This is a genomic window from Paenibacillus odorifer (assembly GCF_000758725.1).
GTDB classification, from domain to species: domain Bacteria; phylum Bacillota; class Bacilli; order Paenibacillales; family Paenibacillaceae; genus Paenibacillus_AQ; species Paenibacillus_AQ odorifer.
In genome coordinates this window covers 1-11,974 of the sequence record NZ_CP009428.1, presented here as the reverse complement: position 1 = coordinate 11,974, position 11,974 = coordinate 1, and the positions used below count along the sequence as shown (strand labels likewise).

The window sequence follows — 11,974 nt, the reverse complement described above, 5'->3', positions numbered from 1 at the left end:
CTCTAATTTTGGATATCACTTACGTGATTTCCCACTCACTCGTTGTTCAGTTTTCAAAGATCAAGTTCTCGTTGGCGCTGTTTAATGTCTCAGCAGCAACTCTTATACTATATCATGTTCGGCTATTTAATGTCAAGCTCTTTTTTCAACTTCTTTTTCGAACTCGGCATGTGTATTTCTTGGCCGGACTTAGAATATATCATGTATAGAGATTCATTGCAAGTCTTTTTTTGAAATATAATAGATAAATGAGAGACTGTGCTGCCATAAGCCTCAATACTGCGATATATAATGGCTAGCACAGCCTTATTCCCTTGTAACTACACCCTAAGCAATGATCTCTTGAATATACAATTCACGTTCCAACATCAAGTTAACTATCGTATCTTCAATTTTAACCATCGGACGTGTAGGGTTTGCGCGATCAGTGAAGATAATCTCCCCATGACGGCCATCACTTAATTTGATTCTAGTGCCATTAAAGAGATCAGTGCTCTTCTGTATAAACGTCTGCACAATCACTGGGTCAAGCTTACCGAAGCTTTCTGTCAGAATCTGCTCTAGTACCAAATAAGGAGACTGTGCTCTTCTGTAGGCTCTTTCTAAGGTCATAGCATGGAATATATCTGCTACTGCGACTACTTTAGCGTAGAAATGAATCTGACTGCCATCCAGCTTCAATGGATAACCAGAGCCATCAACCTTCTCATGATGCTGCAAGGCGGCAAGTCTTACCCCTTCATTAATCGCTGTAACATTGCGTAATAATTGATAACCATATGTAGTGTGTCGGCGAACCTCTTCTATTTCACTATTGTTAAGCGACTCCGGTTTCTGTAAAAGTGAGCTGTCTACTTTTGCATTGCCGATATCATGTAATAATCCTGCAAAAGCAATCTGCATCCAATCCTTTTGTGGGTACCCACACCACTGAGCGATTTTATAGGAGGTCAACGCGGACAACACAGCATTGTGATAGTTGTAATCCTCATATTTTAAAGTGCGCGGTGTAAACTTCAAGACATGATAATCCTTCAAATAACCTATTAGTGTCTCTAACTGACTGCGCAGCTCAAAAATAGGAAGTGAAGCTGCCGTTACCGATCGATAGCTGTTCTTAATAAGAGTGAGCAGTTTATCGTATTCATCATGTAGAGGAGAATTAGTCTTGGCCAACATCGATTCGTTGATAATGGCTCCAGCTTTAGGGGAAGCTTGCTTAGCTGTTGTTTTGGCTCCATCCGAACTCGCCTCACCTTGGTCACCTTCGATTTCCACTTGCCCAATCAAAAAAGCCTGTAAAATATCTAGATCACGAGGGAGCAATATTTTTCCCTTAGTGAATAAAGTCCCCCCTAAAGGTGTAATTACATCCTTTATTATCTTTGAGCCTGCTTTAACTTCTCCAACCAATATATTTGGCATATACTCAGCCCCTTAATTTCTATAAGCCGTACACCCAGCATTACCTCACATTGATAAGACAGATAATTTCTGAGAAATTAGTACTTTATAGGATTCTATTGGCTAATTATAGTACGGAAAAATGGAAGACACTAGTGCAGTGAAAACTATTCTTTCAAAATATTTATTTTATTTTATGAAGCATCGGTCATTCAAAAAGCAGCAAAAAGAGCAAGAACTTCTGGAATAGAAGCCCTTGCTCTTTTTTGAATTCAACCTATTCTAAGTCAGTGTCTTCGTCCTCAGTCAGGATCTCAGGCTGATCAATATCGCCAGATTCCTCGACTGTATCTTGCCCATCCAGGCCTTCTTGCCCTTCCAAGCCTTCCAGACCTTCCACTTCCTCAGATTCATCCTCTTCATTCTTGTCAGCTCTACACAGGGTAGCTACTGCGTCATCCTCACGGATGTTAATCAGCTTAACCCCTTGAGCATAACGGCCCATAGTAGAGATTCCATCCATGCTGGTACGAATCAGGGTACCGCTAGTCGTAATGATCATTAAGTCTTCATCCTTCTTAACGACCTTAAGACCCACTACAGGACCATTCTTATCTGTGAGATTAATGGTCTTGATCCCTTTACCACCACGAGTCTGGGAACGATAATCACCGGCTGGTGTCCGTTTACCATAACCCTTGGTAGTAACAATCAGAACCTCAAGCTCTTTATCGACACAGTCCATACCAATGACATGGTCATTACCGTCAAGCGTAATGCCCTTAACGCCAGTCGCGCTACGTCCCATAGAACGCACATCATTCTCTGAGAACGTAATCGACATTCCGCGAGCTGTACCGATAATGAGATTTTGCTGTCCATCAGTCAGCTTAACCTCGATCAGGGAATCTTCTTCACGAAGATTAATAGCAATAAGACCGCCTTTACGGATGTTGTTATAATCCCCAAGAGGCGTCTTCTTCACGATACCCTCGCGGGTAGCAAAGAACAAATATTTGTCGCTATCGCCATCTTCCACTTGGATTACCGCACTAATCTTCTCACCTTGTTCGATTTGAATCAGGTTGATGATTGGTGTCCCCCGGGCTGTACGGCCCAATTCTGGGATCTCATAAGCTTTAATCCGGTATACTTTACCCTTATCGGTAAAGAACATCAGATAGTTATGAGAGTTACTCACGAAGAGATGCTCCACAAAATCCTGGTCCTTGGTGTCCATCCCCATGACTCCGCGACCACCACGCTTCTGACTGCGGTAGGTGCTGACAGGTAGACGTTTGATATATCCTGTATGTGTAATAGTGATAACAACCTCTTCACGTGGAATAAGGTCTTCATCCAGGATACTTTCTTCACCAACCGTAATCTCTGTCCGGCGTTCATCAGAATATCTATCACGGATATCCTGCAGCTCGTTGCTGATGATTTCCAGTACAAGATGCTCGTTAGCCAGAATTTCACGGTACTCTGCAATTTTAACGATCAATTCGTTATATTCGTTCTCGATCTTTTCCCGTTCCAGACCGGTCAGACGTTGCATCCGCATATCGAGGATAGCCTGAGCCTGCTCTAAACTGAGGCTAAAGGTGCTCATTAATCCTTCGCGGGCTATATCAGTTGTCCGCGAAGCACGGATTAACGCAATCACTTCATCCAGATGATCAAGCGCAATGCGCAGACCTTCTAAGATATGAGCGCGTGCTTCAGCTTTTTTAAGATCAAATATAGTACGACGACGAATAACTTCAATCTGGTGCTGCAAATAATGATAAAGTACATCACGCAGATTAAGAATTTTCGGCTCGTTATTTACGATGGCAAGCATGTTGATCCCAAATGTGGATTGCATAGAAGTATGTTTATATAGATTGTTTAATACTACATTTGGATTAACATCGCGTCTCATCTCAACAACTACACGCATACCATTACGGTCGGACTCATCTCGAAGATCCGTTATACCTTCGATCCGTTTCTCACGTACTAATTCTGCGATTTTTTCAACCAATCTTGCTTTGTTAACCTGGTATGGAAGCTCATGCACAATGATGCGAGCCTTGCCGTTGTTCTCTTCGATCGTTGCCTTCGCACGCATGGTTACTGAACCACGACCCGTACGATAAGCCTGACGAATGCCCTCACGACCCAAAATATATCCAGCCGTAGGGAAATCCGGACCTTGGATAAACTCCATCAATTCCATTGGCGTGATATCAGGATTCTTAATCATCGCCTGCACACCATCGATAACTTCACCAAGGTTATGCGGTGGAATATTAGTAGCCATACCTACAGCAATACCAGATACCCCATTTACGAGCAGATTCGGATAACGGGCTGGCAATACAACCGGCTCATTCTCTTCACCATCATAGTTGGGTGCGAAGTCAACTGTCTCTTTGTTCAAATCACGAAGCATTTCGCCTGCAATCTTGGAAAGACGGGCTTCTGTGTACCGCATCGCCGCGGCCATATCACCATCAATCGAACCAAAGTTCCCGTGACCGTCTACAAGCATATAGCGCATCGAGAAATCCTGAGCCATCCGTACCATTGTTTCATAGACAGCTGAGTCACCGTGAGGGTGGTACTTACCGATAACCTCACCAACGATTCTTGCAGATTTCTTATGAGGCTTATCCGCAGACATTCCAAGCTCCGACATCGCAAACAAAATGCGTCGGTGAACCGGCTTGAGTCCGTCCCGCACATCTGGCAAAGCCCGGCTAACAATGATGCTCATTGCATAATCCATAAAGGATTCACGCATTTCCACGCCAATGTCCCGATCTTTGACTTGTGGGTTATTTTGTTCAGCCATGAGTTGCTGGACCTCCTTCAGTTAAAAAACCGCTACCCTTAATTATATTACTTTCACAAAAGTAGCACAATTAAACATGATAGCCTTTTATCTTCTAATATTGATTTCTTTTTGCGCTTATCAGGGTATTTGCCCTTTCCGCAAATATCTTTACTACATAGACTGTAAAGACAAGAAACACGGTTTTATTATCCTAATATCGTTCGATAAGGCATAACCCCATATCCTTATATTATACCATTGTTTAGGTAGCTTGTCCTGATTTTCAGCTGTCAAAGATTATGCTGCCACTGCATTTTTTACAACAAGGAACCCAAAGGACCTATTCCTGCACAAAACTCATAAGGAGGAAGATAATGAAGATTCAACGCGTCCCAAGCAAATGGGCTAAAACGAAAGTCATCCTTCAAAATCACTCTCTATTGCAATATGTGCCTGATACCCGTAAATTCGATGTCAATGCTCTTAAGGAAATGCTTGCGTTATATACAATGGTCTATATTAAGCCTGATCGGGGAAGTTATGGTATCGGTGTAATGAGAGCTGAGCAGCGTACTGTAACTCTTAGCACTAGCAAACAGAAAGCTGAACACGGTACCGACCTCGATAACGTTAATAAAGAAGAGCCCGAAGAACAGATCTTGTATATTTTAAGATATGGGAAGACTGCGGAAGTGTTTTTCTCACCAGAAGAGCTGTATGAGAACTTACAGAAACGAATTCAGAATCGAACCTATTTGATTCAAAAAGGGATTGACCTTCTGCGTCATCAAGACCGCCCTTTTGATCTTCGGGTTCTTACCCAAAAGACTCCATCAGGAGTATGGGAAACAACAGGAATGCTTGGAAGAGTAGCTGCCCCTCAAAAAATCGTCACCAATTATCACAGTGGAGGCAGTATCCTTTCCGTAAGTACTCTACTAAAAAACTATATGCCGCCCTCCCAAGTCCTAGTTACGATCAATCACTTAAAAGCTTTGGGTATACAAATTGCGACACAGCTTCAATCTGCCTATCCAGGAATCAAAGAGATTGGTCTGGATATTGCCATGGATCAACATCTGGATATGTGGCTGCTGGAAGTCAACACTCTTCCGTCCATTGCTGTATTCAAATTATTTCCTGATAAATCAATCTATCGTAAAATACATCGCTATGCCGTAGCCTATGGACGTGTAAAAGCAAGAAAATCCCCTTATTCGACCCGCAATAAACAATCTACAAGAGCCTAAAAAGAAGCTTGAAATCAAAGAACCTCCAGCGTTCTCATTCCGTTAGGAATAGAAGCCGGAGGTTGTATTAAATATTTTTCTTACACATCAAGGTATCTAACGTTCTTGGCATGCTCATGGATAAAGTCACGTCTTGGTTCAACATTGTCACCCATAAGTGTATCAAAAATACTATCTGCCAGCATCGCATCTTCAATCGTAACCTGGAGCATCATACGGGTCTCTGGGTCCATCGTTGTGTCCCAAAGTTGGGTTGCATTCATCTCTCCCAAACCTTTGTAACGTTGGACGTTAACCTTCGCATTTTCTCCAAAAGAAGCGATAATATCATCACGTTCCTTCTCGCTGCCTGCGTAGCGGATAACCTTATTGCGCTCAATCTTAAAGAGAGGAGGCTGTGCAATATAGATATAACCCGCGTCTACTAGCTTCCGCATGTAACGATAGAAGAACGTTAGTAATAGCGTTCTAATATGGGCTCCATCGACGTCGGCATCGGTCATAATAACGACTTTATGGTAGCGAGCCTTCGATAAGTCAAAGTCATCGCTGATCCCTGTGCCCAAAGCCGTAATGATGGCGCGAATCTCGGCGTTAGATAAAATACGGTCAAGCCGAGCTTTTTCAACGTTTAGGATCTTACCACGCAACGGTAGAATCGCTTGGAAATGGCGATCCCGGCCTTGCTTAGCCGATCCACCCGCTGAGTCACCTTCGACGATGTATAGTTCGCTGATCGAGGCATCCTTGGATGAACAGTCGGCGAGTTTACCAGGCAGAGCACTGACTTCAAGCGCACTCTTCCGACGGGTTAACTCACGTGCCTTACGGGCAGCTTCTCGTGCGCGTGAAGCGGAAAGTGATTTCTCAAGAACGCGACGTGATACTGCTGGATTTTCTTCCAGGAACTCTTGTAATTTCTCTCCGAACAGTGATTCTACGATACCCCGCACTTCACTATTTCCGAGCTTAGTTTTCGTTTGACCTTCGAATTGTGGATCTGGAATTTTGACAGAAATAATGGCTGTCAATCCTTCACGCACGTCATCACCAGTCAGATTCGAATTGCTATCCTTCAGTACTCCCGCTTTACGAGCATAATCGTTGATGATACGGGTCAGCGCACTTTTAAAGCCGGATTCATGCGTTCCGCCCTCATGCGTATTAATATTATTCGCAAAAGAGTAGATGTTCTCAGTATACGAATCGTTATATTGGAGAGCCACTTCAACTTGGATCATATCGCGTGAGCCTTCCACGTAGATCGGATCCTCATGTAGTGCTTCTTTTTTCTCATTCAAATATTTCACATATTCAACGATACCACCCTCGTATTTGAACACGTTGGTGACATCCGTCCGCTCATCATGAAGCGAAAGCTCGATTCCTTTGTTAAGAAAAGCTAGCTCCCGAATACGAGTAAGCAGTGTCGAATATTCAAAAACTGTGGTTTCCGTAAATATTTCAGGATCCGGATGAAAGGTTGTAGTCGTTCCTGTCTCATCTGAATCGCCAACAATTTTGATATCATACTGCGGTGCACCGCGTCTATATTCCTGTTGGTAGATATGACCGTCACGTTTGACCTTAACAAGGACCTTTTCAGACAAGGCATTTACTACAGAGATACCCACACCATGCAAACCACCGGAAACTTTATATCCGCCACCGCCGAATTTACCGCCTGCATGCAGCACGGTCATTACGACTTCAAGCGTCGACTTCTTAAGCTTTACATTCTCACCTACAGGTATGCCACGTCCATTATCGATAACAGTGATCGCGTTATCCTCATGTATAATCACTTGAATCCGGTCACAATAACCTGCGAGTGCCTCATCGATACTATTATCGACGACCTCCCATACCAAGTGATGGAGACCTTTAGAACTAGTCGAACCAATATACATGCCCGGACGTTTCCGAACCGCTTCCAGCCCTTCCAGTACCTGAATCTGGCTCTCATCATATGTCGGTTGATTCATTGACATGCCTTCACCTACTTCTTTCTGATTATCTCTTTGTTACCAAATGCAAGTTATATTTCGAGCAAAATTTTGGCTCTTTTTTTAAGAGTGGAGGAGGAAATTGGGGAGTAATACACGATATTTTTAGTTACGACAATAGATTTTGCTTCCTCTTCGCCAATCCGCTCAAGCTTCTTATCCTGCTCAGAGTGAATAACGAATTGCTTAGATACCTTGGAAGATTTCTCAATCGAAATATCAAATATAGCAATTAACTCCGAAGACCTAATGATCTTCTCCCCGCCCAAATGAATATACATGATCGTCCTCCGCTCTTTTATAACTCAACTTTTCCATCATGAACATGAAATAGGCTGGCGCCCTTTAATTTATCGGCATTCAGACCCTCAATTCCGGTAGCGGTAATGAATGTCTGTACCTTGCTTTGAAAGGTTTCAATAAGCTGGGTCTGGCGGTAAGGATCAAGCTCGGATAAAACATCATCAAGAAGCAGCACAGGATATTCTCCGATTTCTTCATGGATCAGCTCGATTTCCGCCAGCTTAAGCGATAAAGCCGTGGTACGCTGCTGTCCTTGAGAACCGTAGACCTGAGCTTCCCTTCCGTTGATAAAAAAGGACAGGTCATCCCGATGGGGACCCGTCAGCGTCATGCCGCGCCTGATTTCTTGTTCTCTCGTTTGTGATAACTTTAACATAAAATTGTCTAATAAGACAGCTTCATCTTCCTCATCCCGATCGCCGAAAGAGGGGACATAGAGCAATTTCAGTTCTTCTCCGCCGTTCGTAATCCCCCGGTGAATGCTTTCAGCCCATATTTGCAGCTTCTTTATGAATTGTTTCCTTTTTTTGACGATTTTAACACCATGCTCTACAAGTTGAGCATCCCAGATTTCCAAAAGCTCTTTCCCTGCAGCCTCTTTTCCCCATAATTGCTTTAAGAGATTACCTCTTTGCAAGAGAATTTTTTGATACTGCTGTAGGTGAAATAGATAACTAGGCTGGACTTGGCCGATCTCCATATCAAGAAAACGCCGTCTGATACCAGGGGTCCCTTTTACAATCTCTAAATCTTCCGGTGCAAACATGACCACATTCAGAGATCCAACAAACTCACTAAGGCGCCGCTGCTCCAAGCCATTGATCTTGGCTTTTTTACCTTTGGCAGATAGGGTGAGCTCCAGCTTGAGATCGCCATACTTTCGTTCTACCTCGGCAACGATCTGAGCTGCATCTCCGGGGGCATCGAAGGAGATAAGTTCGCGGTCCTTAGAGGTACGGTGGCTTTTGGTCATCGCCAGGACGAACAATGCCTCCATGAGGTTTGTTTTGCCTTGGGCGTTCTGACCCAGAATCAGATTCACATCGCCCAGGCTCTCCAGACGCAGCAGCCCGTAATTCCGATAATGCTGCAGACCGATATTTTTAACAAACACGAAATGGTTCCTCCCCTAGCGTACTACTCTTTTACTCCTCCGCCTTCAACCTCAAAGGTCCCGTTATCCTGCACTTCGATTTTGTCACCCGGATAAAGTTTTCTGCCGCGCCGTTCCTCTACCTCTCCGTTGACCAGAACGTGACCTTCCTGCAATAACGCTTTGGCCATTCCACCTGTGGATACACAATCTGCGAGTTTCAGAAATTGGTCCAGCTTAATGTATCCACTGTGGATAAGTATTTTTTTCATGGTTTTTATCCTTTCAGCCACTTATCCACATGTTCATGAATGTTGGCATTAATTTGTTGTACGGTAAGGCAAAATAATATACAAGCTATTGGTTTGGTCAAGTGGTTTCAAAATGATCGGACTCATCATCCCTGTAAATGCAATAACGAGCTGCTCACTCTCTATGACCTTTAATACATCAAGCATATATTTCGAGTTGAAAGATATTTTGAGAGGTTCACCTTTGAAATCAATGACTTCAAGTTCCTCACGAACTTTACCCAGCTCTGATGAGCTTGAAGAAATTTCAATACCGCCTTGATCAAGCGTCTGCATACGAACAATATTTGTTTTCTCTTCCCGGGACAGCAAATAAGCACGATCAATCGATTCGCTTAATTTTTTTGTATCTAAAGTTAGTTCTGTTTTGTAGGTTGTTGGAATAATTCTAGAAGTATCAGGATAAATCCCATCAAGGATCCGTGAATAAAACAGTACTTTGTCGATTTTGAAGAGAACTTGATTATCCGCAACGACAATATCAACCAGCATATTTTGGTCAGGGATAATTTTGCTGAGCTCATTAAGGGTTTTACCGGCAATAACAATATTTCCGAAATTGACATTTTCCGTGCCTTCAAGTTTAGCAGCTCTTGTTGCCAAGCGGTGACGGTCAGTCGCTGTAAACTTAAACTCATTGTCGCTCAGATTCCATAGTATACCCGTTAATATCGGAGTTGTCTCTTGGGTAGAAATAGAAAAGGCTGTTTGTTTAATCATATTTTTCAGCAAATCACCTGGTAGAGAGATCGTGTCATTCTCTTCAATGCTCGGCAACACTGGGAATTCTTCAGGGTCTAAACCTACCATCTGAATCTCAGTGGATCCGGAAGAAATGTACGTTTGGAATCCTTCTTTTACTTCCATGTGGATTTCTTTGGAGGGCAGCTTCTTAATAATCTCGACGAAAAATTTAGCGGGAAGAACAACACTTCCTGGCTGATCTATCTTCACGATGGTGTGGCTGTCATTCTCTGCTGGAATAAACGATTGAATAGAAATATCGGTATCACTTGCAGTTAATGTGACGCCTTGATGGCTAACTTCCAGTTTAATACCGGTCAAAATAGGGATTGTTGTTCTGCTGGATATAGCTTTGGATACGTGTTGAATGGATTCGTTGAGCTCATTTTTAAGAATGCTTATTTTCATGATTTCACTCCTAGCTGAAAAATTGGGAATTTCGATGGATTTGAGTCTGTTAATTACGCGTCTTTACATGATGAATTATTATAGTTATTTAATAGTATTAGTAGTAGGGGCGACGAATATGTGGATAACCCCACCAAACAGCATAAAATTAAGCCTACCCACATGTGTATAGATTGTGTATAGGCTCTTTGTTCCTCTTAGGAAGGATTTTTAATTTTCTCCGCAAGATTATTTACCACTTTGTACAACTCCTGATCGACCTTTAATGCCTGTGTAATTTTATCGTGCGCATGAATGACGGTCGTATGGTCACGTCCTCCGAAAGCCTCACCAATCTTAGGCAGTGAATAATCCGTTAGTTCACGGGATAGATACATTGCGATTTGACGTGGAAACGCTACGGCTTTGGTTCTTTTGCGTGCTTTGAAGTCTTCAAGGCGCAAATTGTAGTATTCTCCGACTTTTTGCTGAATATCAGCGATGGTGATCATCTTGGGACGACTGGAAGGAATAATATCCTTGAGCGCTTCAGCTGCCAAATGAGTGGTAACATCCTGGTTGGTAAGCGAAGAATAAGCAACTACCCGGATTAATGCACCCTCAAGCTCACGAATATTGGTGTCAATCTGGTTGGCAATATACATCATGGCCTCATTAGGGATATCAAGGTTCTCTGCCTTAGCCTTTTTGCGTAAAATCGCAATCCGGGTCTCCAGATCTGGTGGTTGAATATCCGTAATCAAGCCCCATTCGAACCGGGAACGCAGCCGTTCTTCCAGTGTGGGAATTTCCTTTGGTGGTCGGTCGCTGGAGATGATAATTTGCTTGCGTTCTTCGTGGAGCGCATTGAAAGTATGGAAAAACTCCTCCTGTGTAGACTCTTTTCCAGCGAGGAATTGAATGTCGTCGATAAGCAAAATGTCAACATTACGATACTTGTTACGGAAGCTTTCACCGCGGTTATCACGGATCGAATTGATAAATTCATTCGTGAATTTCTCAGACGAGATGTAAATTACCTTGTTATTTGGGTTATGTTCCAGGACATAGTGCCCAATTGCGTGCATCAAATGGGTTTTGCCCAGACCTACACCACCGTATAAAAACAAGGGATTGTATGCTTTGGCTGGTGCTTCGGCCACTGCCAGTGAGGCTGCATGCGCAAAGCGGTTCCCAGAGCCGATTACAAAGGTGTCAAAAGTGTACTTTGGATTAAGCAGATGCGTTTGTGCTTCTTCTCTTGATACTACGGGAGTCGGAGCGGATTGCTGAACCACAAGCTCAGGCGGCTTGCTTTCTTCAATCACGAATTTTACATCCACTTGTTTCCCTGTGACTTCGTAGACGGTTGCTCCTACCAGTTTGGTGTAACGACTTTCCAGCCATTCTACAGCAAACGTTGTAGGTGCCGAGATAATGAGAACCTGGGAGTTGAAGGTTATCGCTTTAGTAGCCTTAAACCAGGTATCAAAGCTCGGCTTGCTTAATTTGGTTTGAATAATCGATAAAATTTGCTGCCATAATTCGGAAGTATGGCTGTCCACAGACTGTCACTCCTTTAAATCTTCCAAATGTGGCATCAGCCATGAAGTGGAAATGTCGAAGAAAATAGGTTGGTGCTGATATTTATC

At 43.2% G+C, this 11,974-nt stretch carries 9 protein-coding genes; 1 reads left to right on the top strand and 8 read right to left on the bottom strand.

Annotation, left to right across the window (positions count from 1 at the left end; genetic code table 11):
* Positions 1-327: 327 nt before the first annotated feature.
* Both PODO_RS00045 and gyrA read right to left on the bottom strand, forming a co-directional pair.
* A complete protein-coding gene (locus PODO_RS00045; RefSeq protein WP_038567989.1) occupies positions 328-1,425 on the bottom strand; it encodes an HD-GYP domain-containing protein in 1,098 nt (365 codons plus the stop codon).
* A 256-nt stretch (positions 1,426-1,681) separates the two neighbouring features.
* Positions 1,682-4,246 (bottom strand): DNA gyrase subunit A, encoded by a 2,565-nt coding sequence (gyrA, locus tag PODO_RS00040; protein ID WP_036677722.1) that lies wholly within the window; start codon positions 4,244-4,246, stop codon positions 1,682-1,684.
* Positions 4,247-4,602: 356 nt separating this feature from the next.
* On the opposite strand from gyrA, the gene PODO_RS00035 reads away from it, so the two are divergent.
* Positions 4,603-5,478, top strand: coding sequence for a YheC/YheD family protein (locus PODO_RS00035; RefSeq protein ID WP_052096700.1), 876 nt, complete (start codon positions 4,603-4,605; stop codon positions 5,476-5,478).
* Between the two features lie 80 nt (positions 5,479-5,558).
* Here the strand turns inward: PODO_RS00035 and gyrB are convergent, their stop codons facing one another.
* From gyrB to dnaA, 6 genes are all read right to left on the bottom strand, one after another.
* The gene (gene gyrB, locus PODO_RS00030; RefSeq protein WP_036677726.1) at positions 5,559-7,469 is read right to left on the bottom strand and encodes a DNA topoisomerase (ATP-hydrolyzing) subunit B; all 1,911 of its coding nucleotides are present in this window, start codon (positions 7,467-7,469) and stop codon (positions 5,559-5,561) included.
* 47 nt (positions 7,470-7,516) lie between these two features.
* On the bottom strand, positions 7,517-7,765 hold the full coding sequence (gene remB, locus PODO_RS00025; RefSeq protein ID WP_036677731.1) for an extracellular matrix regulator RemB: 249 nt from the start codon (positions 7,763-7,765) through the stop codon (positions 7,517-7,519).
* A gap of 17 nt (positions 7,766-7,782) precedes the next feature.
* Positions 7,783-8,901, bottom strand: a complete 1,119-nt coding sequence (gene recF, locus PODO_RS00020) for a DNA replication/repair protein RecF (RefSeq protein ID WP_036677733.1) — start codon at positions 8,899-8,901, stop codon at positions 7,783-7,785.
* Between the two features lie 23 nt (positions 8,902-8,924).
* A complete protein-coding gene (yaaA, locus tag PODO_RS00015; protein WP_036677736.1) occupies positions 8,925-9,152 on the bottom strand; it encodes a S4 domain-containing protein YaaA in 228 nt (75 codons plus the stop codon).
* 48 nt (positions 9,153-9,200) lie between these two features.
* On the bottom strand, positions 9,201-10,343 hold the full coding sequence (gene dnaN, locus PODO_RS00010) for a DNA polymerase III subunit beta (protein ID WP_036677739.1): 1,143 nt from the start codon (positions 10,341-10,343) through the stop codon (positions 9,201-9,203).
* 197 nt (positions 10,344-10,540) lie between these two features.
* Positions 10,541-11,887 (bottom strand): chromosomal replication initiator protein DnaA, encoded by a 1,347-nt coding sequence (gene dnaA, locus PODO_RS00005; protein ID WP_036677741.1) that lies wholly within the window; start codon positions 11,885-11,887, stop codon positions 10,541-10,543.
* Positions 11,888-11,974 lie beyond the last annotated feature (87 nt).